The 23,369-nt window shown below is 51.5% G+C and carries 21 protein-coding genes; 5 read left to right on the forward strand and 16 right to left on the reverse strand.

Going from position 1 to position 23,369, the window contains the following annotated elements; all coding sequences use genetic code 11:
- Nucleotides 1-21: 21 nt before the first annotated feature.
- Together AB1I49_RS10170 and AB1I49_RS10175 are read right to left on the reverse strand one after the other, a co-directional pair.
- Nucleotides 22-1,104 (reverse strand): carbamoyl phosphate synthase small subunit, encoded by a 1,083-nt coding sequence (locus tag AB1I49_RS10170; protein ID WP_407720916.1) that lies wholly within the window; start codon nt 1,102-1,104, stop codon nt 22-24.
- Nucleotides 1,105-1,176: 72 nt separating this feature from the next.
- Nucleotides 1,177-1,740 carry an ANTAR domain-containing response regulator gene (locus AB1I49_RS10175; protein WP_186834241.1) on the reverse strand — a complete coding sequence of 188 codons (564 nt, stop codon included), beginning with the start codon at nt 1,738-1,740 and terminating at the stop codon, nt 1,177-1,179.
- Nucleotides 1,741-1,965: 225 nt separating this feature from the next.
- On the opposite strand from AB1I49_RS10175, the gene AB1I49_RS10180 reads away from it, so the two are divergent.
- Both AB1I49_RS10180 and ald read left to right on the forward strand, forming a co-directional pair.
- On the forward strand, nt 1,966-3,102 hold the full coding sequence (locus AB1I49_RS10180; protein ID WP_186834240.1) for a nucleotidyltransferase domain-containing protein: 1,137 nt from the start codon (nt 1,966-1,968) through the stop codon (nt 3,100-3,102).
- Between the two features lie 73 nt (nt 3,103-3,175).
- Complete coding sequence (gene ald / locus AB1I49_RS10185; RefSeq protein ID WP_186834239.1) at nt 3,176-4,288, forward strand: alanine dehydrogenase; 1,113 nt, start codon at nt 3,176-3,178, stop codon at nt 4,286-4,288.
- 96 nt (nt 4,289-4,384) lie between these two features.
- Here the strand turns inward: ald and AB1I49_RS10190 are convergent, their stop codons facing one another.
- The 7 genes from AB1I49_RS10190 to AB1I49_RS10220 form a co-directional block, all read right to left on the reverse strand.
- Nucleotides 4,385-5,038 carry a sugar transferase gene (locus tag AB1I49_RS10190; protein ID WP_316611618.1) on the reverse strand — a complete coding sequence of 218 codons (654 nt, stop codon included), beginning with the start codon at nt 5,036-5,038 and terminating at the stop codon, nt 4,385-4,387.
- A gap of 91 nt (nt 5,039-5,129) precedes the next feature.
- On the reverse strand, nt 5,130-5,852 hold the full coding sequence (locus tag AB1I49_RS10195; RefSeq protein WP_186834237.1) for a CpsD/CapB family tyrosine-protein kinase: 723 nt from the start codon (nt 5,850-5,852) through the stop codon (nt 5,130-5,132).
- Complete coding sequence (locus AB1I49_RS10200) at nt 5,842-6,588, reverse strand: YveK family protein (RefSeq protein ID WP_316611619.1); 747 nt, start codon at nt 6,586-6,588, stop codon at nt 5,842-5,844. The genes AB1I49_RS10195 and AB1I49_RS10200 overlap by 11 nt, the downstream gene beginning before the upstream one ends.
- 222 nt (nt 6,589-6,810) lie before the next feature.
- On the reverse strand, nt 6,811-7,662 hold the full coding sequence (locus AB1I49_RS10205; protein WP_316611620.1) for a hypothetical protein: 852 nt from the start codon (nt 7,660-7,662) through the stop codon (nt 6,811-6,813).
- Nucleotides 7,663-7,677: 15 nt separating this feature from the next.
- Nucleotides 7,678-8,355, reverse strand: coding sequence for a class D sortase (locus tag AB1I49_RS10210; protein WP_316611621.1), 678 nt, complete (start codon nt 8,353-8,355; stop codon nt 7,678-7,680).
- Nucleotides 8,356-8,408: 53 nt separating this feature from the next.
- The gene (locus tag AB1I49_RS10215) at nt 8,409-9,017 is read right to left on the reverse strand and encodes an LPXTG cell wall anchor domain-containing protein (RefSeq protein ID WP_186834233.1); all 609 of its coding nucleotides are present in this window, start codon (nt 9,015-9,017) and stop codon (nt 8,409-8,411) included.
- Nucleotides 9,018-9,494: 477 nt separating this feature from the next.
- Nucleotides 9,495-11,585 (reverse strand): glutamine synthetase III family protein, encoded by a 2,091-nt coding sequence (locus tag AB1I49_RS10220; protein ID WP_186834232.1) that lies wholly within the window; start codon nt 11,583-11,585, stop codon nt 9,495-9,497.
- Nucleotides 11,586-11,772: 187 nt separating this feature from the next.
- Between AB1I49_RS10220 and rlmD the strand changes: the two genes are divergently transcribed.
- Genes rlmD through AB1I49_RS10235 form a run of 3 tightly spaced genes read left to right on the forward strand, consistent with a single transcriptional unit; the run spans nt 11,773 to nt 14,458 of the window.
- Nucleotides 11,773-12,939 carry a 23S rRNA (uracil(1939)-C(5))-methyltransferase RlmD gene (gene rlmD / locus AB1I49_RS10225; protein ID WP_316610882.1) on the forward strand — a complete coding sequence of 389 codons (1,167 nt, stop codon included), beginning with the start codon at nt 11,773-11,775 and terminating at the stop codon, nt 12,937-12,939.
- Nucleotides 12,936-13,742, forward strand: a complete 807-nt coding sequence (locus tag AB1I49_RS10230) for an amidohydrolase family protein (RefSeq protein ID WP_407720918.1) — start codon at nt 12,936-12,938, stop codon at nt 13,740-13,742. Before rlmD ends, AB1I49_RS10230 begins: the two co-directional genes overlap by 4 nt.
- A complete protein-coding gene (locus AB1I49_RS10235; protein WP_407720919.1) occupies nt 13,739-14,458 on the forward strand; it encodes a TraX family protein in 720 nt (239 codons plus the stop codon). The genes AB1I49_RS10230 and AB1I49_RS10235 overlap by 4 nt, the downstream gene beginning before the upstream one ends.
- Nucleotides 14,459-14,499: 41 nt before the next feature.
- Here the strand turns inward: AB1I49_RS10235 and AB1I49_RS10240 are convergent, their stop codons facing one another.
- The 7 genes from AB1I49_RS10240 to AB1I49_RS10270 form a co-directional block, all read right to left on the reverse strand.
- Nucleotides 14,500-15,318: a hypothetical protein gene (locus tag AB1I49_RS10240; protein WP_407720920.1), complete on the reverse strand. Its 819-nt coding sequence runs from the start codon at nt 15,316-15,318 to the stop codon at nt 14,500-14,502.
- A 24-nt stretch (nt 15,319-15,342) separates the two neighbouring features.
- Nucleotides 15,343-16,536 carry a hypothetical protein gene (locus tag AB1I49_RS10245; protein WP_407720921.1) on the reverse strand — a complete coding sequence of 398 codons (1,194 nt, stop codon included), beginning with the start codon at nt 16,534-16,536 and terminating at the stop codon, nt 15,343-15,345.
- A 115-nt stretch (nt 16,537-16,651) separates the two neighbouring features.
- Nucleotides 16,652-20,110 carry a transcription-repair coupling factor gene (gene mfd, locus AB1I49_RS10250; protein WP_407720922.1) on the reverse strand — a complete coding sequence of 1,153 codons (3,459 nt, stop codon included), beginning with the start codon at nt 20,108-20,110 and terminating at the stop codon, nt 16,652-16,654.
- Nucleotides 20,111-20,122: 12 nt separating this feature from the next.
- Nucleotides 20,123-20,869 (reverse strand): heparan-alpha-glucosaminide N-acetyltransferase, encoded by a 747-nt coding sequence (locus tag AB1I49_RS10255; RefSeq protein WP_407720923.1) that lies wholly within the window; start codon nt 20,867-20,869, stop codon nt 20,123-20,125.
- Nucleotide 20,870: 1 nt separating this feature from the next.
- On the reverse strand, nt 20,871-21,464 hold the full coding sequence (gene pth / locus AB1I49_RS10260; protein ID WP_407720925.1) for an aminoacyl-tRNA hydrolase: 594 nt from the start codon (nt 21,462-21,464) through the stop codon (nt 20,871-20,873).
- A 108-nt stretch (nt 21,465-21,572) separates the two neighbouring features.
- A complete protein-coding gene (locus AB1I49_RS10265) occupies nt 21,573-22,532 on the reverse strand; it encodes a ribose-phosphate diphosphokinase (RefSeq protein ID WP_186833064.1) in 960 nt (319 codons plus the stop codon).
- Nucleotides 22,533-22,583: 51 nt separating this feature from the next.
- A complete protein-coding gene (locus tag AB1I49_RS10270) occupies nt 22,584-23,333 on the reverse strand; it encodes a sugar phosphate nucleotidyltransferase (RefSeq protein ID WP_407720926.1) in 750 nt (249 codons plus the stop codon).
- Nucleotides 23,334-23,369 lie beyond the last annotated feature (36 nt).

Below are 23,369 nucleotides of genomic sequence, written 5' to 3' on the forward strand. Positions count from 1 at the left end.
TATTTTTGAATATTTCTGAGATTACTTCTTGTTGTCGTCCATCATCTTGAGGAAGCGGTCGAAGAGGAACGAGGTATCGAGCGGACCGCCGTGAGCTTCGGGATGGAACTGCACCGAAAAAGCAGGGAAGCTCGTGTAGGTTACGCCCTCGCAGGTGTTGTCGTTGCCGTTTACGTAGCTGACCTCGCTGTCCTCCGGCAGGCTGTCGGAAACAACCGCGTAGCCGTGGTTCTGAGAGGTGATGTAAACCTTGCCTGTCTCAAGCTCCTTGACGGGCTGGTTCGCGCCGCGGTGACCGTACTTGAGCTTTTGAGTCTTTGCGCCGTGTGCGAGCGCGAGAAGCTGATGACCGAGGCAGATACCGAACATCGGGACCTTGCTCTCGGTGAGCTTTCTGAGCTCCTCGATGACAGCGGTGTTCTTTGCGGGATCTCCCGGGCCGTTTGAGAGCATAATGCCGTCGGGATTGAGCGCGAGGACTTCCTCGGCTTTGGTGTGAGCGGGAACAACCGTCAGGTTGCAGCCGCGCTTGTTGAGCTCTCTGCCGATGTTGTGCTTTGCACCGAAGTCCATGAGAACAACGTGGTACTTCGCGTTTTCAACGGGGAAGTTCTCGATCTCGGAGATCGTGGTTTTCTCAACCGCCTCGGTGATGACAAAGCCCTTGAGCTCATTGAGGAGCTCGTCGGTCACCTCGGGTGTGTACTGAATACGGCAGTTCATAACGCCGTATTCGCGGACAATTCTGGTGAGCGCGCGGGTGTCAAGGCCGCAGATACCCGTAACGCCCTTCTCTTTTAAAAAGGTGTCAAGATCGCCCTCACTGCGGAAGTTGGACGGCGCTTGACACCATTCTCTTACAATATAACCATTGAGCGCGGGAGTAGGGGTCTCGAAATCCGAACGAATGACGCCGTAATTACCGATAAGAGGGAATGTGTGAAGAACCACCTGACCAAAGTAGCTGGGGTCGGTGAGTGTTTCAAGATAGCCTGTCATAGCGGTTGTAAAAACAAGCTCTCCCATAGTTTCTTTTTCGGCGCCAAATGCCTTGCCCTCAAAAACCGTTCCGTTTTCGAGCACTAAATACGCAGCACGACTCATAGTAACAATCCTTTCAAATAGTGGTTTATTCAAAACGGGCGGATAAACTCGCCCCGGAATTGACGTTTTATATCAGTTCTGATAGGTTCTGATGACCTGTTTTGCGACGGCAAGCTTGCTGGTCTGCATATCCATCGCCTGCTTTTCGAGGTAGCGGTGAGCCTGTTCCTCGCTCATGTTAAGACAGGTGACGAGCAATATCTTGGCGCGGTCAATGATTTTGAGATCCTCAACCATGTGCTTGAGCTTGTCGTTCTCCTGCTCCACTCTGAGAAGGCGGCTTCTGAAGCAGTCCGCGAACAGCAGATAGTGGTGAAAGAGGTGCCTGTTGATCGGCTTTGAAATAACGAGCACGCCCTTTTCGTTGAGCATATCGCTGACCTGATCGGCGCTTGCCTTAGGTACGATGATCACCACGCTCGCGCGCGTAGTGTTCGCAAAGCGCGTTGCCAGCGCAATGCCGTTTTCATCCGCCAATGGAGCGTTGATACATACGAAGTCGAATTCCTCCTCCTGCTGTTCAGCGCTGTAGGCGGCGTAGGAAACGGTAATATCCTTGTAGCCCTCTTCTTCGAGGAGCTTTGAAAGAGCGGCGGCGCTTTGCTCGGAGTTTGTTACAAGCAACGTTTTTTTCAAACTACCACCACCGCAAATCATTCTTCAACATCATATTTTACCTGATTTCACGTACAGTTTATTTACATAAAGGAATTAAACCGAGATTTCTTGATTTTTTTTATTTTGTCAAAGGCAATAAACATTCCATTTGGCGGATTGACACAACATATAACAAGATGCTATAATATTATGGTATTGACCGCATAATCCACCAAAAATCAACAGAGAAAGGAGCAGGTGACAATGAGCCAAATCGAAGAAACAAAAACCGCGATGGATTTAATATATCTTGTTTCCTGCGCTGTAAACAATGTGATTCCTGACGCACAGCGATGCGGCGAAATGGATGACGAGGCGGTATACAGCCTGGCAAACCGCCATATGCTCTCCGCGGCTGCGGCATTTGCGCTCAAAAAGGTAATGCCTCTCCCGAATCACTGGCATAACGCGATAGGCAATTCCATGCGCAGGCTTGTGATTTATCATGCCGAGCGTTCAAAAATACTCCGGGAATTCGACGAACGCGGAATCCGTTATCTTCCTCTCAAGGGAATAATATTAAAAGGCATATACCCAAAGCCCGAAATGCGCGAAATGTCCGACAATGATATTCTCTGTGACAGGGAAAAAATGTCCGAAATCCGAAAGCTAATGAAGTCAATGGGCTACAGCTGCAAGATGTTCGGAAAGTTTCATCATGATATGTATTACAAGAAGCCCGTGCTCTTCGAAATGCATACCGACTTGTTCAACAGCGTCGAGTTTCCAGAGGCATATTCCTACTACAAGACAATCGGGCAGCGGCTGATTAAGGATGATCACAACAAATGCGGCTACCATATGACCGACGATGATTTTTATATCCATATCATCAACCATTTGTACAAGCATTATTCCAGCGCGGGTACGGGACTCCGCTCGCTTCTGGACGTATATATCATCAACAAGACAAAGGGGCAGACGCTTGACCGCGCTTATATCAGCCGCGAGTTCAATCACTTTGGTCTTGAGGATTTCGAACGGAAAGTTCGCGGGCTTTCGCAGAAGACGTTTACTCTTCAGCCTTTATCGGAGAGCGACATGAAAGAGCTTTCCTTCTACGTAAATTCCGGCTCTTACGGGACGATTGACAACCTGGTAATATCCAGGTTCAAACAAGACAGCAGCATAAAATCAAAGCGCCGTTATCTCCTCAAAAGAATTTTCCCGGACATGCGGAACCTGAAAGTTTCTGCGCCCGTTGTTTACCGCCACAGAATTCTTTATCCGGGTTATGTGGTATTCAGGCTGGTCAGGTACCTGGCACACGACCGAAGCGCGCTTGCGATTGAGCTCAGACAACTGAAAAATGCCGAACAGGGCGGCGGAAACGCAGGATAAATTTCGATGTTAATTCAGCCGTCCTACGGCTTATAAAGATAAAAATTTTAACCACTGAAAGGCAGGAATTTTAATGAAAATCGGATGCGTCAAGGAAATAAAAAACAACGAGTTCCGCGTTGGCATGACTCCCGACAATGTCCGCGCTTATGTCTCGGCAGGACACGACGTCTGCATTGAAAAGGGCGCGGGCGTAGGCTCGGGCTTTGCGGACGCCGAATACGCGGAAGCCGGCGCGGTTTTGGTTGACAGCGCCAAGAAAGTCTGGGATTCGGTTGATATGATGGTCAAGGTCAAGGAACCGCTCGAGGAAGAGTACGCTTTCTTCCGCGAGGGACTGATTCTCTACACATATCTCCACCTCGCGGCTGACGAAAAGCAGACTGACGCTCTGCTGGACGGCAAGGTCAAGGCTGTTGCTTACGAGACCTTGCAGGAAACAGACCGTTCCCTTCCCCTTCTTGCGCCTATGTCGCAGATTGCAGGACGTCTTTCCATTCAGGAGGGCGCAAAGTACCTTGAGAAGCACTTCGGAGGCGAGGGCATTCTGCTTGCCGGAGTTCCCGGAACCCCAAAGGCAAACGTGGTCATTCTCGGCGGCGGCACGGTTGGTATGAACGCCTGCAAAATCGCGGTCGGAATGGGAGCGAACGTGACTATTCTCGACATCAGCCTCAAGCGCCTTGAGGAGTTTGACAATATGTTCGGCGCTCAGGTGCAGACGCTTGTCAGCAACGACAGCAATATCGAGCGCGTATTGAAGGACGCGGATCTGGTCATCGGTTCCGTTCTGATTCCCGGAGCGTCCACCCCCAAGCTGTTCAAGAAAAAATATCTGCCCTCGATGAAGGACGGCTCCGTATTCGTTGATGTCGCAATCGACCAGGGCGGCTGCGGAGAATCAAGCCGCGTTACAACTCACGACGACCCTGTTTATATTGTTGACGGAGTTGTTCATTACTGCGTAGGAAACATGCCCGGAGCGGTACCGAGAACGAGCACAATCGCCCTAACCAACGCTACCCTTCGTTACGGACTTGAAATAGCCGCTAACGGACTTGAGGAAGCATGCAAAAAGAGCCCTGTAATCTGCTCGGGCGTCAACTGCTATCTCGGCAAAATCACAAACGAAAACGTAGCGAAGGCTCACGGCCGCGAGTGGACTGATATCTGCTCGCTTATATAACAGAAATACCGCCCCTCGCGGGCAAAAAATCAACGTCGGACTGCCCAAGGCAGCCCGACGTTATTCTATATCGGTAATTATTTAGTTGATTGACGCTTAGTACGCGCCGTCGCCCTTGATAACCGCGGGAATAGTGAGAAACAGAATCTTCAAATCTGTCAGGATACTTCTTTCCTTGATATACTTGTAATCCAACTCAACCATACCGTTGAAATCAATCTGGCTTCTTCCGCTGATTTGCCAATAGCAGCTAAGACCGCCGATTACAGACAGGCGCTGCATCGAATAATCGGTGTAATTTTCGACCTCTCTGGGAAGCGGAGAACGGGGACCTACAAAGCTGATGTCTCCCTTGATGATATTGAAAAACTGCGGAAGCTCATCAAGACTGGTCTTTCTCAAAAACTTGCCGACCCTTGTGATGCGCGGATCGTCCTTGATTTTAAACAGCTCGCCCGACGTTTCATTCTGATCCTTAATAGATTCAAAAATCTCATCAGCGTTGGGCTTCATGCTTCTGAACTTGTAAAACTTGAATTCTCTTCCGAACAGCCCTACTCTGTTACACACGTAAAAGACAGGACCTCCGTCGTCAATCTTGATTGCCAGCGCAACTCCGAGAAACAGCCAGAAAAACAGAATCACAAAAATCAGAGCGAACGAGAAATCAAAAACCCGTTTGACAAAATTATATGCTTTTTTCTCTTCAACGTAGTATTTTACTCCGTTCTTTACAACTTCCTTACTCATAATCTCAGCTTCCATTTTATCTTTCCCTACAGTTCTTCCCTCAAAAAAAGCGTTGTTGTAAAGCAGTCTTTTCCTGCTGCAAAGCGCGGAATCAGTAACCGTATCCGTAACCATAGCCGTATCCCTTGCCGTACTTATGCGACTTGACAGACTCAACGTTATTAATGATTACGCCCAGAATCTTTCCGTTGTTTCTGTTGATGGTCTCAATTACCTTTTTCAAATCGGGATATGTTGTGGAATTATGCTTTACAACCAGCACAACACCGTCAGACTGCTTAACCAAAGGAAGCGAGTCGATTACGACACCAACGGGAGGAGTATCGAAAATGATATAATCAAATTCCTTTTCAAGCTCCTTGACAAACTCCTTCATACTCTCACTGGAGAGAAGCTCGGAGGGGTTCGGAGGAATGGCGCCGTAGGTAATCGCATAAAGATTATTGATTTTTGAGCTGCGGATTACCTCATCCTTGGAACACTCGCCGTTGAGGTAATTTGTCAGTCCGGGTGCGAAGCCGATTGACAAAACATTGTGAATCTGAGGTCTTCTGAGGTCACAGTCGATAACCAGAACCTTTGTGTTAACCTGCTGGGCAAGCGCGATTGCAATGTTTACCGAGGTAACCGTTTTACCCTCGCTCTTGTTAGCGCTTGTAAAGCTGATTTTTTTGCATCCCTTTTTGATAATGGAGTATACTATGTTGGTTCTGGCAGTCTTGTAAGATTCTCTGATCTGGAAGGCGATAGCCTCCATGTTGAGCAGGTTGTAGGTTCTTTTTCTGTCAGTACCGCTTCCGTTATTATTTGCCATTATCTTTTGCGCCTCCGTTCTTACCCTTTTGGTTTATATATGTGTCAAAGCTGGGAATCGCCGCCAATACGGGGATATCCAGAATCGTTGTCATTTCATCGTCATACTTGATCTTCTTGTCGAGGAAGTGTCTTATGAACGATACCACGAGAGCAAGCAGCAATCCGATTGCAAAAGCAATAATAACATTTCTGCTAAGGCTCGGAGATGAGGGCTTTGTCGGCAGCTGTGCTTCATCGCAAACCTTGAGCTTCGCGTTCGACTTGAGGTTTGAAATCGTCTCCGGCGCTACTTCGGCGATGGTATCCGCGATTACTTTTGACTCTGTCGGAGACTCGGAAACAACGCTTACGTCAAAGACCTCGGTTGTTTCGTCGCTCTTGTAGGAAATCATTTTACTAAGCTCATCGGGGGTGTACTTATCGTTGAGCTCGGTTGCAAGCTTGGTGTAGAATGTGTTTGTATCCAGCATTCTGATGTATGTATTAACCAGCTTCAGCGCGTAGTTTTGCATATTCAGTGAATATATCGCGCTGTTCTGGGAATCCGGCTGTAAATCAACGGTTTCTACGTATAGAGAAATAGTCGAGGTGTAATGCTTTGTCACCAGAAAATTGGTAACAAAGAATGAGCCGAGCGAAAAAACCAAACATGTGATGATTATAAAAATCAAATTCTTGCGTAATACGCCCAGTATATCCTTGAAGGAAAGGACTGCTTCTTCTTTTTCTTCCATTTTACTACCTACCTTATCTTGTATTCCGGGGATATAGTGCACATAGCACGCCGTTCATCTTGAATATGATACACTATTTACTCAAAATAATCAAGTAAATCGACGCAAAAATCTTTTATCCTGTTATTTTTTATTGAAATTACCAAATATACCTGTTATTCCCGTCTCAAAATGTGCTCAATTCTTATCCTCCTGTGAAATCATGCGAAAAAAAGAGCAGCATCATATGCCGCTCCTCTTGGACGCATTTTTGAACAATCTGAGGTAAACAAAATACAGAGCTACGGAAAATAGCAGGAATAAAGCAGTGCAGATCCAGAATGACAGGTTTACGCTGTTTACGAAGCTGACAACAAAATTATAGACCGATCTTGAATCCAGTTTGATGTTTTTCGCTCCGCCCGATATTGACAAAAACAGAGAGAGCGCCAGATTAGCCAGAAACGCGCCGCCGGTCGCGTAGTAAAAGTATTTTATCGCGCGGTGCTTCCATTTATTGCAAAAGAACAACACCGCGATCAAACCCAGCGACAGAATGATGATACCGGTCAAAACCAGAGGCAACACTTTTTTAGCCGCCAGAAAATAGACGGAAAGCGATCCGAAGCCGACAAAGGCGACGGTCGCGGTGTAGATATGCTCCGCCTGCTTTATCAACTCGCTGATCTGCTCGGAGTCAACCTTTTGGTTTGTTTTTTTTACGTATTCGTCCAGCGCGACAGACATTTTCTGCCGGAAGGCTGTGCCGTCGATGACCGTTGTTGTTCCTTCAAAATACCCTTCAATATAATTGTAGGTATCTTCCGTCACCAAAATCTCGTCCACGAAGCCGTCAAAGAAGTCCTCCTTGATGCCGCTCGCGTAAGTGAGATCCTTCAGCTTGTCCCGCACCTCATCGGTCTTATCGATGAAGTAGTTGCTGCGGTTCATATTGTCGATCCACGCGTTCTTGTTCATCAGCGTTGATTCGATGACAAGGATGAAGGAAAACAGCGTGAACAGCAAGGACAGAAAAAAAGACAGGATACCGAAAACGATGTCTCTGACCCTGCTGGACATTGGTTTTTTGCTCATATATGTCGATTCTCCTTATTCTGCATCCTTGTCGATCACCACGCCTGAAGTGAAATCGGCGTAGACAAAGAATCTTTTTGTGGTAAGACCGATCTCATCGAACGGATAGCAGGTGTACAAGATCAGGCTTTCCTCATCCGCGGCGAGATCATACGCCGTAACGTCAAGCGCTTCGACCACAGCCGTCTCCCTGACGGTGTAGACAAAATTGCCGTAGCTGGTGCGGACATAGATCTCCTGACCGGGCTCGGCGTTTTTCAGACCGTTGAAGAAGGTGTTGTTGTGGCCGGCGACAAGGATCGTCTTGCCGTAGCCGGGGATTCCGCTGCCGTAGTAGATGCCCGCGCCGTTTCTCAGAGCGATATCACCGTCGCCGAGGAAAAGCGGGCAATCCACGCCGCAGCCGGGAATGCGGATATCGCCGAACTGATTGCCGTAATTCGGGAATTCGACCTCCTCGACGTCCACGGTCTTTTGCGGGGTCTCCGATGATTCTCCCTTTTTATCTGTCTCTGCGCTCACGGTAGTTTCTTCGATCACAGGCACAAAGATATTCTTGTATGATGTGGAGTAGTCCTTCTCCGCGTCGGAGAACAAGGTTCCGACGGCGGAGGCCAACGGACCGAACGTCGGCGCGAGCGCGACATACAATACTGTGAATATGCCTATAAAAAAGATAATGGGAAGAATCACAAAACTCTTCCCACCAGCTTTTTTATTGTGTCTGTGTCTTCTGTGCTCAGACATTAGCCTCTCTTCTTCACTACGAAGAAGACGCCGCCCGCGATCGCGATAAGAGCAGCCGCACCGACCACTACCATAGCAGTAGTATTAGCGGAAGCACCTGTGGTCTTGATTACGCCGCCGTCGGTCTTTTTGCCGTCAGCGTCAACGCCGGGCTTGCCGTCCTTAGCAACAAGAGTAGGAGCGGCCTTGAAGATAACCTCGCCCTTCTCGTCCTTAAGGGTAACTTCTTTGGTGGACTTGTCATAGGAAGCGGTTCCGTTTACGGGAGCCATGACCTTCTTAATAGTGTCCATCAGAGCCTGCTTCTGAGCGAAAGTGCAGTCAGCGATGTTCTTAGCGCCTGTAGCCTCGAGCTGAGCCTTGCCGTCCTTGATGACCGCAAGCATCTGATCTGCCTGACCGGCAGTCATGTCGATGGTGTTAAAATAGCTCTCCGCCTGATTGACGTAAGAATCGGGCAAATACATATCGGTGCCCTGCATCTTAACACTGGTCTTTAACTCGTCGAGGACCTTCTGCTCACTGTCGTTGATGCCTGCAGCAAAAGCTGAGACAACGGAAACAGCAACAAGAAGGAGCGCAGCAAGAATAACTGATACCTTTTTCATTGTTTTCTACCACCTTTTGAAAATAATTGAGCAATCAACGATGAAGTGCGCACATACGCTTTTTCTATTCGTCGATTTTACGTTTATGATTATATCACTAAGATTTTGATTTGTAAAGGGTTTTTCGCAATTTTTTTATTTTTTGCACTCGAAATATCATTGCCTGATTTGTTAAATACACAAGGATTTATACTAATACCTAATAAAAAGTAGACAATCTTTGCGGTCTATTTTCCGCAATACTGCGTTGTCGTCCTTGCAAGGCGTCAGCCTTGCCGCGTCCTTCGCCTTGTCTTGCGAAAAATATCCTCGCAAACTATTAGTCTACTTTCTATCAGGAATTAGTATTACACATTCTTGTGAGTTTTTTGTTCCGAACTTACAGATTTTTGAATGAAATTTGTTTAAACCATCAAAAGAGCCGCGCATGATACGGTATTAGCGCATCACAAATGACAAAAACGCCGATAAATACGCTCAGACGCTGAAAAGCAGCTCGGTGTAGGACGGATAGGGCCAGAATTCCGAGGCTGTCTCGGTCTCCATCGAATCGCCCACTGCGCGGAGCTCCTGCATTTTCGCGAATACGTTTTCGCGGAAGAAGGTCGCGCGTGCGAGCGGATCGCCGTCAAAGCTGCCCGCGTTCATCACCGCGTCCTCAAGCTCCGAGGTCTTTTTTACAAAGCATACGAGCTTGTTGGACAGGCTCATGATCAGATCCTCCTCCACGGAAGTGGGAATCGCCGCGGAAAGCGCCTTCTTAGCAAGAGCTGCGTCTGTAAGCTCTCTGACAAAGGCTGTAACGGCGGGAGTGATTTTCTTCTTCGCCATGTCGATCATGGTCAGCGCCTCGATGTTGATCTGCTTGCAGTAGGTCTCAAGCTCGATCTCGTAACGTGCGCGGTACTCAGCCTCTGTTACGATCTTGTTCTTGACAAAGAGGTCGATATTCTTTCTGTCCAGGAAGTGCGCGAACGCGTCGGGCAGGGATTTGAGGTTGTAAAGGCCGCGCTTCTGAGCCTCCTCTACCCACTCGTCGGCGTAGTTGTCGCCGTTGAAGATAATGCGCTGATGCTCGGTGAGCACGTTTCTGACGAGAGAACGCACGGCTATGTTGATATTCTCAGCGCCCTTGAGCTCTACGTAGAACTGACTGAGCTCCTCGGCAACCATGGTGTTGAGCATGTAGTTGGGGCAGCCGATGTTGAGAGCCGAACCGAGTGCGCGGAACTCAAACTTGTTGCCGGTGAACGCAAACGGAGATGTGCGGTTGCGGTCGGAGGTGTCCTTCTTGAAGTCGGCGAGCACCTCAACGCCTGTTTCCATTCTCTCCTTGCCGTGGCTCACATAGTCCTCGCCGTCGATGATAGCCTGTACCATCTCGCCGAGGTCATCGCCGAGGTAAACGGACATGATAGCGGGCGGAGCCTCGTTAGCGCCGAGTCTGTGGTCGTTGCCCGCGGAAGCTACGGTAGCCCTGAGCAGATCCTGGTACTCGTCGACAGCCTTAACGACCGCCGCGAGGAAAAGCTGGAAGGTAACGTTGTTCTCGGGGTGTTTTCCGGGGCTGAGCAGGTTCTCGCCGAGGTTTGTGCTGAGCGACCAGTTGTTGTGCTTGCCCGAACCGTTGACGCCGGCGAAGGGCTTCTCGTGGAGCAGGCAGACAAGGCCGTGCTTTTCGGCGGTTTTCTGCATGATCTCCATTGTCAGCTCGTTGTGGTCGTTAGCAATATTCGAGGTTGTGAAGATGGGAGCGAGCTCGTGCTGTGAGGGAGCAACCTCGTTGTGCTTTGTCTTTGCGAGCACGCCGAGCTTCCAGAGCTCCTCGTCGATATCCTTCATGTATGCCGCGACGCGTGTCTTGATCGCGCCGAAGTAGTGGTCGTCAAGCTCCTGACCCTTGGGAGCCTTCGCGCCGAAGAGGGTTCTGCCCGTGAGCTTGAGATCCTCTCTCTGGTCGTAAAGCTCCTTGTCGATGAGGAAATACTCCTGCTCGGGTCCGACGGTCGTGGTGACACGGGTAACGTCGGTCTTGCCGAGAAGGTGGAGGATCTTGACCGCCTCGGTGCTCATGCGCTCCATCGAACGGAGCAGAGGAGTCTTTTTGTCGAGAACCTCGCCTGTGTAGGAACAGAACGCGGTGGGAATATAAAGAGAGCCGTCACGTACATACGCGGGCGAGGTAGGATCCCATGTTGTATAGCCTCTCGCCTCAAACGTCGCGCGGATACCGCCGCTCGGGAACGAGGACGCGTCGGGCTCGCCCTTGATGAGCTCCTTGCCCGAGAACTCCATGATTACGCCGTCGCCGTGAGGCTGAATAAAGCTGTCGTGCTTCTCGGCGGTAACGCCCGTCATGGGCTGGAACCAGTGGGTGTAGTGGGTAGCGCCCATTTCGATTGCCCAGTCCTTCATCGCCGCCGCAACTACGTTTGCAACGCTGATATCGAGCGGCTCGCCGTCCTGAATGGTCTTTTTGAGCGCTCTGTAAGTTGATTTGGGAAGTCTCTCCTGCATTTTTTTGTCGTTGAATACCATGCTTCCGAACATTTTGGGTACCTTAGACATAAAAAACTCTCCTAACTGATAATTTTTGTAATTTCAAAAAACAGGCGCCGCGGTTATTATCCGCAGCGCCTTTGCCGTCATTATTGTCAGTATATTCCCATTTATCTTTTTTGTCAAGCGTTTTTGCGGCTTGAAATTGAAGTCTGTTGATGATAGAATATAATCAGAAAAGAGCGGAGGAATTTTTATGGAAAAATCAACAACAGAGCGCTGCCCCGTCTACAAAAAATGCGGCGGCTGTCAGCTCGACACCGCCTATCCCGAACAGCTCGGGTTCAAACAGCGCAAGGTTGAACGCCTTCTTCGCCGTTTTTGCAAGGTCGCGCCTATTATCGGAATGGACAAGCCCTGTCATTATCGAAACAAGGTTCAGGCGGCGTTCTATACCAACAGAAGCGGCAAGATAATCTCGGGCGTGTACCAGTCCGGCACCCACCACGTTGTTGGCATTGACAGTTGCATGATTGAGGACAAGACCGCCGACAGAATAATCGTAGCCGTCCGAAAGCTGCTGCCGTCATTTAAGCTGACTACCTACAACGAGGACACAGGCAGAGGCTTTCTGCGCCATGTGCTCGTCAGACGCGGCTTTTCCACAAACGAGATCATGCTCGTGCTCGTAACGGGAACGCCTGTCTTTCCCTCAAAAAACAACTTCGTCAAGGCGATACTCAAGCAGTTCCCCGAAATCACGACAATCGTGCAGAACGTGAACAACCTCAGCACCAACCTCGTCCTCGGCGACAGACAAAACGTGCTCTACGGCAAGGGTTATATCGAGGATGTGCTCTGCGGCTGCCGCTTCAGAATCTCACCAAAGAGCTTCTACCAGATCAACCCCGTCCAGACCGGGGTTCTGTACGGCAAGGCGATCGAGTTCGCTCAGCTCAGAGGAGATGAAACCGTGCTCGACACCTACTGCGGCATTGGTACGATCGGAATCGTCGCCGCCAAAAACGGCGCGGGCAGGGTGATCGGAGTCGAGCTTAACGGCGACGCCGTCCGCGACGCGATAACGAACGCCAAGCGCAACAGCCTGAAAAATATCCGCTTCTACAAGGGCGACGCGGGTGAGTTCATGGAATCCGCCGCCGAAGAGGAAGAGCGTCCCGACGTTGTGTTCATGGATCCGCCGAGAGCGGGCAGCAGCGAAAAATTCCTGCGCTCACTGATAAAAATGTCGCCCGAAAGGGTCGTTTACGTAAGCTGCAACCCCGAAACCTTAGCGCGCGACCTCAGATTTCTGAGTGAAAACAGCGATTATAAGGTAAAGAAAATACAGCCTGTAGATATGTTTCCTCACACCGAACACATCGAATGCGTGGTACTGCTCACAAAGGAGGCAAAGAAATGATTATCGATACCCATGCGCACATAGGAACGCTCCCGCCGTTTGACATGACGATTGAGCAAGTTCTCTATTCAATGGACAAATACGGAATTGACTTCACAATTCTCAGCAATATCGAAGGCGCCGAAAACGACCATCAGCAAAATCCCGTTCCGCCGCCGTACTCAAAGCCGCAGAATCAGCTCCTGCGCGAAACGATAGACGCCGTGCGTCCGTATCCGGACAGGCTCGGAATCATGCCGTGGCTCCGTATCCAGCACGAGCTGCCCGACGAGGAATTTGTTTCACTTCTCAAGGAGAACCACGATATAATCTACGGCATAAAGCTGCACCCGTTCCACTCGCTGACCGCTCCCGACGAGGAACGCCTTGAACCGATTTACCGCCTTGCCGCAGAATTCGAACTGCCCGTCGCGTCACATACGGGCGGCTGTGAACAGGCGATGTCGCCTCACCTCTACAACGCCGCGAAGCGCCACCCCGAGGTGAAATTCATCATGGTGCACATGGATTTGGGCACCGACAACTCCGTCGCCCTGGATTTGCTCGGCAAGCTGCCTAACCTCTACGGCGACACAACATGGGTTCCGGTGAGCACCACCGTCGAAGCGATACGCCGATACGGCAGCGAAAAAATGCTCTTCGGCACCGACAATCCGATTGACGGCAAGGACACCCTGCTCCACAACCGAACAGGAGACCGCTCACTGTACCAGCAGTACTTCAACGAGCTCAGAGAGCTGATCTCAGCCGATGACTACGAAAATCTCATGTACAAAAACGCTCAGAGGATGTTCGGGCTATGATACGGCAGGACTTTATTCCCGACCGTTTCAGGGTGCTCAGCGGAAGCATGCTCAAGCTGATTGCCGTTATTTCGATGTTCATCGACCATGTCGGCGTACACCTCGTTGATCAAAGCATATTACTGCTTCAGTTCGGCGCATACAAGCTGACTTTGTACCGCCTGATGCGCGACCTCGGACGGTTTGCATTTCCGATTTTCTGTTTCCTGTTGATTGAGGGCTTCCTGCATACACGCAGCAAAGTCCGCTACGGAATCAGTCTTGCTCTTCTTGCGGTTATCTCGGAAATACCATACAACCTCGAGCACAGCGGCACGCTCTTCTATTCGGAACAGAACGTCTTTTTCACACTGCTGCTGGGATACCTAGGACTTTGCGCAATCGACCGTTTCCGCGAAAAGCCTCTGTTTGTATTCCTCTCTCTTCTGGGACTGGCGGTGGTCAGCTACTATCTGAATGCGGATTACTGGGTACAGGGCTTTGCATTCATCATACTTCTGTACGCTTTGCGCGAACAAAAGCTGCTCAGGATCTTCACCGCATTTTTGCTCAACAACTTCCGCTTTGTTCTGCTTGCGTTTTTGCCGATTGCGCTGTACAACGGCAAGCGCGGCTTTATCCGCGGAGCCTTTCTCAAGTACCTGTTCTATCTGATTTATCCGCTGCACATCTTCATAATCTATCTTATCAAGCTGAACCTTACAGGCTTTGAATAGAAAAAACGTCTCTGATAATCAGAGACGTTTTCTTTTACTGTTTACTTGTATCTTTTGCCGTTGCGCGGGGTCTTTTCCTTTTTTGCGGAAGGCTTGTAGCCGTCGTCGTAATCATCATTCGCGCGGTAATAGCCGCCCTGCGCGCTGTTGGAGCTCATTGCTGTTTTGAGCTTTCTGCGGTGCGAAACAGCCGAGGCAATCAGATAAATAAAGCCTGCGAGGCTGAGTGCGAGACATGCTGCTCCCGCAATGATGATCCAGTGACCGTTATCCTCTTTAGCGGTGTTCTGCTGAATGAAGGTAAAGTCGCCGCTGCCGTCGTCCTCGCCTGCGGTATTACCGGCGTTTTTGAGCTTTGCCGCGATATCTCCCCAGTCGTTGGATGACAGGGTCTTGTCGTCAACCTTCTTGTCCTTTGTATCGTAGAGCGCCGCTGACGGTGCTGTACTCTGAGGGGGCTGATAGCTCTGGCCGCCGCCGACATATACGTCCTGCGGGCTGCTGAAAACATTGCCGTCGCTGTCGACCCAGCCTGAGCCGTTGTTGCCTGTACCGCCGCCGGTATTGTCACCGGTATTTCCGCCGGTGTTGCCTCCGGTATTGCCTCCGGTGTTGCCTCCGTCGTCATAGGGCTCGGGATTGTACGGATCGGGATTATACGGCGGATCTGTTACCACAGGTTCGGGCTCGACCGGCATATCGGGATATGTCGGTTCGGGCTCGGGATTGTACGCGGGCTCGGTGTAACCGGGATCGGGATTAGGCTCGACGTCCTCGGCGTAAACCGAGATTGCGCCGAACGCGCTGAACAGGAATACTGCAGTCAGAATAGCTGCGATTACTTTTGTATGTCTGCCCATAAAAACCTCCTTTTGAAAGGTCTGTTACTCCCCGGCGGTGGTTTCTTCCTCCGCGGAGGTGGTTTCCTCAGCCGCTGTGGTAGGCTGCTCGGCTACAAAGAACATCTTGGGATCGTAGCCGTCTACGGCTGAGTTTTTCTCGTAATCGAGGTCCTCAACAATCTTCTTGAGGTAATCCTCGAAATCGTCTTTCTTCATGGTATTGAGAACGCCTGCGCGGTTAGTCTCGCTCTCGAGGTAATCCTTGGCGGAATCCGCGCTGTTTCTCTTGTAAACAAGGTAGAGCATGCCTGAATCACCCTCGCCTACCTTTACGGTGACAGCCTTGTTGTTGCCGAGCTCCTTGAGCGCGTCCTTGATCTGGTCGCCTGCCGAAACGTTCTCGAGCTGCTCGGTGTTGTCAACAGCGGGGCTCTGGCTGAGCTCGTGCTTCTCGGTGTATTCCGATACAACGTCGTCGTAGGACTTGCCGTCGTCGATATCCTTTACATAGCCCTCAAGCTCAGAAGTGTAGTCTGCGATTTTCTCATCGCTGAGAGCGACGCTTTTGGACTCGCCCGCCTCGTCGGTTGAAGCCTCGTAAAGCTGAACGGGAATGTAGCTGTAGTCAACGTAGTTCTCGATGAAGTAATCCTCGAGCTCGCTGTCGGAAACCTCCTGGGAACCGCCCTCACCGTAGAGCTTTGCGAACAGAGCGCTGTAGTTCACGGAATACTGCGAGGTGCAGTAACGGAAGCTGTCGTAGGAAATGCCGTAGGGCTCAAGCTCCTTGCTCATCGGCATGATGTAGCCGTAGTTTGCGTACTGACCGACATTCCAGTATGTCTTTGCCTGCTCGTCGGCAGCCTGCTGGGTTGCCTCGTCAACAGACGCGCCCTCTTCCTTCATGCCCTTTTCTACCGCGAGGAAATTAAGGCACTTCTTCTGTGCGTCGTCCTTGATCCACTGGCGGGCAACAGCGGTGTTGCCGTCGTCGTCGGTGATTTCGAGGTCGAGCCACTTGTCGTTGGTGCCGTCGTAGTCGTCAAGCTCCTTTGCCTTTGTCTGAGCCTGCTGGTAAGCGAGGTCAAGGCAGTAGATGTACACGCCGATGGCGAGCTCCTTGTCGCTTGTTTTGTAAGACCATTCCTTGCTCATGCTGCAGCCTGTGGCGAATGCTGCGGAAAGCGCCATCACTACCGCGAGGAGTAAGGAACCGATTTTAACCGTTGGTTTCATTTTTTATACCATCCTTACACAAATTTCACCCAATCAAATATGGGTGCGTACTGTACTAGTATACACAATTTTTTTCTCATTGTCTATATCTTAAAAAAATTTTGTTGAAAATTTTCTAATTTATGCGGAAAACGCGCTTCAAAACGGCGACGGAATCCTCTCCCTTGGGACATTTTACTGATAAAAACGGCTTCTGACCCGCGTTGAGCGTCGCTTTTCCGTTAAGCGAAATCAACAAATCCGCAACCGCAGGCGACTTGATTTCCCTGACGTAGAGCATCAGGCTGCCCTCGTTCTGACGGATTTCATACACGCCGAGGGCGTTCGCGCGGTTTCGGATAAGCGCGATTTCTATCAGTCCGAGCACCGACGGCGGGATCTCGCCGAAGCGGTCACGCAGCTCATCGCGCACATCGTCCGCGTCATCAGGCGTGCGTATATCGGCAATTCGCCGGTAAACGTCGAGCCTGAGCGTCAGGCTTTCGACGTAGTACTCGGGAATATGCGCGTCGACTGAGATGTCGATAAGACAGTCGAGGTCAGCTGACTGCTTCTGCTCGCCTCTCTCCTCGCTGACAGCCTCGCCGAGCAGCTTGAGGTACATATCATATCCTACGCTCTCCATGTGTCCGTGCTGCTGAGCGCCCATGATGTTTCCCGCGCCGCGCAGCTCGAGGTCGCGCATGGCGATCTTGAAGCCGCTGCCGAATTCCGTGTACTCGCGGATGGCTGCGAGCCTTTTCTGCTGGATTTCGGTCAGCACCTTGCTGCGGCGGAAGGTAAAGTACGCGTAGGCACGTCTGGCGCTTCTGCCGACGCGTCCGCGGAGCTGGTGGAGCTGCGACAGACCCATACAGTCGGCGTTTTCTATGATAAGCGTGTTGGCGTTCGGAAGGTCAACTCCCGTTTCGATAATCGTTGTACATACGAGGATATCAACCTCCTGCTCGAGCATCTGCCTCCAGACCTCGCTGAGCTCGTTCTCCTTCATCTTGCCGTGGCCAATCGCGATTTTCGCGTCGGGTATCGCCTCCTGAATGCGCGCAGCGCAGGACGAGATCGTCTCGACGTTGTTGTGCAGGTAAAATACCTGACCGCCTCGGCGCATCTCACGCCGTATTGCCTCGTAAATCACCGCGTTGTCGTGTTCGAGCACGTAGGTCTGGACAGGCTGACGGTTCATCGGCGCTTCCTCGATAACGCTCATGTCGCGAAGTCCGCTCATCGCCATGTTTAGGGTGCGCGGGATAGGGGTAGCCGAGAGCGTAAGAACGTCGACGTTCTTGACAAGCTCCTTGAACCGCTCCTTCTGAGCAACGCCGAAGCGCTGTTCCTCGTCGATGATTGCAAGCCCTAAGTCGCGGAACTCAACGTCCTTCTGGACGAGGCGGTGGGTGCCAACAACCATGTCTATCTCGCCGCGCTTGAGCCGCTCGAGGATCTCCTTCTGCTGCTTTGCTGTGCGGAAGCGCGAGAGAAGCTCCACGCGAATCGGATATCCCTCAAATCTCTTGGTTACGGTCTGGTAGTGCTGCCACGCGAGGATTGTCGTCGGACATAGCAGCGCGCACTGCTTTGAGTCCGCCACGCATTTGAACGCCGCGCGCAGAGCTACCTCGGTTTTACCGAACCCTACGTCGCCGCAGAGAAGTCTGTCCATCGGAACAGTGCGCTCCATGTCGTGCTTTATTTCGCGTATACAGGTGAGCTGGTCGGGCGTTTCCTCGTACTCGAAAGCCGCCTCAAAGTCGCGCTGCCACTCGTTGTCGCCCGTGAACGCGTAGCCCTTTGCCTTCATTCGCGCGGAATAGAGTGCGATCAGCTCCTTGGCGATGTCCTTGACGGAGGACTTTACCCTAGCCTTCGCCTTCTGCCAGTCGCCCGAGCCGAGGCGGTTGAGCTTGACGCATGAATTTTCCTGCGGGCCGATGTATTTTGCGACCATGTCTAGCTGGGTGACGGGCACATACAGCGCGTCGCCCTTCGCGTAGTCGATTTTGATATAGTCCTTGACAACGCCGTGGGTGTCGATTTTGCGGATTCCGCTGAAAACGCCGATACCGTGGACGCTGTGAACAACGTAGTCACCCGCGGTCAGCTCGGACAGACTGTAAATCTCCTGCCCTTCCTTTTTTCCGCGGCGCCTGCGCTTCTGCTCGGGACGGTAGGAGTTGTAGCCGAAGGTGATGACAAAGAACTTCTCGCCCGGCAGCTCAAAGCCCGCGCTCAGCGCGCCCGTCATAACATAGAGTCTGCCCTTTGCCGCCTTGTCGAGAGAATTCACAAACTGAGCGTCGTAACCGTCGGAAACGAGGTTGTCACAGAGGTTCTTTGCCGCCTTTTCGGTGCCGGCAAGAATCACGCCGCGGCTGTCGGGAGTGAAGAGTCCGTTCAAGTCCTCGCGCAGCTGCTTGTACGAGCCCGTCCACTGGGTGAGCTGCTTTGCTGTGAAGGTTATTATCTCCGCGAGCTTCAGATCTATGCTGCCGTGCACAAAGCTCTCTAGCAGAATCACTCCGTGCGACGCAAAAAGCTCCATGCACTCGTTATATGTCAGCTGAAAACGGTCAAAACCGCGCGCGAGAAAACCTTCCCTGAGCCCTTCCTTCAATAGCTCCGAATTCTGGAAGTCCATGGACTTTCCCCTGTCGCGGACGTTGCTGAACTCCGAAATAAAAATCAGCGAATCGCGGCTGAAATAGTCGAAAAGGCACTCGGGCTTGTCATAAATCTGACCGATGAATTTGTCGGCGTTCGAGAGCGTCGCGCCGCTGCGGATAAGCTCAGCCTCGGCGTACAGCTTTTCGCGCGCCTTTACGACGCCCTTGCCGCGCAAAAGTCCCGCCTTATGGACGACTTTATCGGCGAGCGCGTCCCTGTCCTCGATGATTATCTCTGTCGAGGGAGTCAGGCGAATCGTGCCTGCCTTCTTGAATCTGCGCTGGGTTTCGATATCGAAGTAACTCAGGTCGGCGATTTCGTCGCCCCAGAATTCCGCGCGGACAGGATAGTCAGCGTCGGGCATAAAGAAGTCGAGAATGCCGCCGCGAAGCGAGAACTGGCCGCTGCCCTCAACAGCGTCGAACCTCTCGTAGCCGAGAAGTGTCAGCGCGCGCACCGTGCGGTCGAGGTCGAGGGTCTTGCCCTCCCACATCGAGAGCACGATATCCGCGAGGAAGTCCTGCGGAACGGTGAGCTGGCTAGCCGCGTCAAGGCAGGCGATCACAACGTCGCACTCCTCCTCGATCAGCTTGAGAAGAACCTTTAGCCGCAGATGCTCGTATTCGTGAGAACGGCTCTGCAAGTCTAGGAAATTGTAATCGCGGACAGGATAGACAAAAGCGCGCAAGCCCATGCAGCTTAGGTCGTTGCAGAGGGTCTGCGCTTCCTTTTCGTCGGCGGCGATACAAAGAGCCTGACCCCCATTCTCGCGAATGAGGGTGAATATCACGTCCGCTTTGCAGACTGCCGAAAGTCCCGACACGCAGAGCGAACGTCCTGTTTTAAGATTTCTGCGCAGGGTGGAAAACGGCGCCGAGCCGCCCACCGCCTGCGCGATAAAGTTCATTTTCATGGTTTTAGTTGTTTAATATCTGAATATGAGGAAACATATCCCCATCAATATCGGTTGGTGGATAAGATAGATAATCAGCGCGTGCCTGCCGAGAAAATTCAGCGGTGCAAAGCCCCTGCGGAACAGCTCCTCTCTGCGGTAACGCTTGACGATGCCCCAGAGGAAAAAGCCCAGCAGGAAAATAAAAATCCACGTGATTATCGGGAAGTAATCCGACGAGCGGAAGCCGCTGTCAGGAAAGCCTAGGAAGGCTACATACTTGAACTGATAGAAAAAGTCGGGCACACTCAGCAGCTTGATATTGAAAAATCCTATGTACCTCTCGGGCACTCCATAGAACACCGCGAAGCACAGCAGCGACAAAAATGCGCCGACAAAGGGATTGATTTTGTCGAGGAGCTTTCGCAAAAGCGTCGCGATAAGCATAGCGCAGCCGATAAGATTTAGCACACCAAACCACACCGCCTGCTCGGGCATTACCAGAGCGGTCACAAAGGTTATCAGCAGACCGCACAGGTTTATTATCAGTCCTCGCCTTATCGGGTGGTACGAAAAATGCAGCGATACACCCGAAATCAGTATGAAGCTGATACATATAAACCGCTCCCAGACTATTACCAAAGGGTATGTGAACCACACGGGGTCAAGTCCGTATACCGCAAAAATATCGTAGCAGAAGTGGTATATCACCATGTTCACGAGCGCGAAGCCGCGGAACGCGTCGATCAGCTCATAGCGGTACGTATAATCCTTTTTCATATCAGTTAAACATATTCATGGCGCGGTCGATTCTGCCCTCAGCCATGAGGTCGATCGCGTCGTTTGCGTTGTCGAACATCTCGGTCAGGGCTTTCTGCTCGTCCTTAGTGAACTTCGAGAGAACCCAGTCGGCAAGCTCCCACTCGGGGTTAGGCTTCGCGCCGATGCCTATTTTTATGCGCGGAAAGGTGTCCTTGCCGCTGAGGTAGATGATGCTTCGCATACCCTTCTGACCACCGTCGCTGCCCTTTGAGCGGATACGCATTTTGCCGACGGGAAGCGAAATGTCGTCGAAGATAACAATCACATTTTCGGGCGGTATCTTGTAGAAGTTCATCGCCTCGACGACCGCCTGACCGCTGTTGTTCATATATGTTGTCGGCTTCATCAGCATGGCTCTTTTGCCGCCGACGGTGCACTCGCCGACAAAGCTCTTGAACTTGATTTTGTTGACGCGGCAGTTTCTCTTTTCGGCTATGTGGTCGATTGCCAGCCAGCCGCAGTTGTGGCGGGTGTTTTCGTATTTTTTGTCGGGGTTGCCGAGACCCACCACGAGGTACTCGACGGAACCGCCCGTTTTCTTGAATCCAAACATATTATTTCTCTTGCAAAAATCCATTCACTTAACAAAGGCGGACTATTAACAGTCCGCCTGAGTTGTTTATTTCTATTGTATAACCCGTATGCCGCGAAAAGCGTCGGTTTAGCTGAACGCCGCGGTGAAGGGCTTGTCGTTGTAAATTCTCGCGATAGCCTCGGCAAAGATGGGAGCCGTGGGAAGCACGGTGAACTTGTCGATCATCTTGTCCTCGGGAACGGGAATCGTGTCGAGGAGGATAACCTCCTTGATAGCGCTGTTCTTGATGCGCTCGATAGCGGGGCCTGAGAGAACAGCGTGGGTCGCACAGGCGTAAACCTCAACCGCGCCGCCCTTTTCAACGATAGCGTTGGCAGCGTTGCAGAGTGTGCCGGCGGTGTCGATCATGTCGTCGACAAGAATGACCTTCTTGCCTCTGGCGTCGCCGATGATGTTCATGACCTCGCAGACGTTTGCCTTGGGTCTGCGCTTGTCAATGATTGCAAGACCTGTGCCGATCTTGGACGCGAAGTTACGCGAACGGGTTACGGAACCGAGGTCAGGGGAAACAACAATGAAGTCGTCGAAGTTGCCGCCGATTTTCTCCTTCATGTGGTTGGCGAGGATGCCCGCGCCGTGGAGATGGTCAACAGGGATATTGAAGAAGCCCTGAATCTGGTTTGCGTGCAGGTCCATAGTCAGGACTCTGTCAGCGCCCGCTGTGGTGATGATGTCAGCGCAGAGCTTTGCGGAAATCGGATCTCTCGCCTTAGCCTTTCTGTCCTGGCGCGCATAGCCGAAGTATGGCATTACTGCGGTGATTCTCGCCGCGGAAGCTCTCTTCATCGCGTCAATCATGATGAGCATTTCCATCAGGTTGTCGTTGACGGGGGTGCAGGTGGACTGAACGATGAAGCAATCGCTGCCTCTTACGGACTCGTGAAGCGAAACCGCGATTTCGCCGTCGGAGAAGTGGGTGCAGTCGCTCTTGCCGAGAGACAGGCCTAAACAGCCTGCGATTCCCTGAGCCACATCAACATTTGAATTGCCTGCGAAGATTTTGATGTCCTTGCCGTGAAAATTCATTGATTCTAACTCCTTTTCCTTATTCCTCGTGTTAACTTTGCTCGCTGTATATTAACAGGTATAACCCTTTTTCAAAGCGATCTGATTGAGCTCCTCGAGCTGAGCGGGGTCGTTCGCGCCGAGCACGGCGTCGCTGCACTGTGCTGTGTACGCTCCGACGGTCTTGCCGTTTTGGAGCAGAAGCTTTATCGCGTCGGGCAGATAATACTCGCCCGCCTTGTTGTCGCTCCTGATGCTGCCGAGCACACTCAGAAGCATTTTGCAGTCGAACCAGTAGCCGCCCGAATTGACCTCATCAATTTTGAGGATCTCCTCGTCGGCGTCCTTATGCTCGACGATCGCCCTGAGGTTGCCGCTTTCGTCGCGCACGATTCTGCCGTAGCCTGTCGGGTCGTCCACTCTCGCGGAGATAACCGTCGCCGCACAGCCTGTCGATGTGTGCTGAGAGAGTGACTTTTCGATCGTTTCAGCGCTCATGAAGGGCGCGTCGCCGTTGAGAATAACGACGTTGCCGTCGTGCTTTTCAAGGAAGTCCTTCGCCATCATTACGGCGTGACCCGTGCCTAAGCGCTCCGCCTGGAACACGCTCTCGACCTTAAAATCGAGTGTGCCGAGATACTCCTCGATGCACTCCTTTTTGTAGCCCTTGACGACGCAGATGTCGTCAACACCCGCTTTTCTCAGGGCGTTCATTACCCAGAGGAGCATGGGCTGACCGAGCACCTCGGAGAGAGTTTTTGGCTTGTCGGATTTCATTCTCTTTCCTTCGCCGCCCGCAAGAATAATTGCGCAATTACTCATAATTTACCTCTTGATACGCGGATACGGATAAAAATA

It is taken from the genome of Ruminococcus sp. NATIVEDY160 (assembly GCF_045819885.1).
In the GTDB taxonomy this organism is placed as follows: Bacteria; Bacillota; Clostridia; order Oscillospirales; family Acutalibacteraceae; genus Ruminococcoides.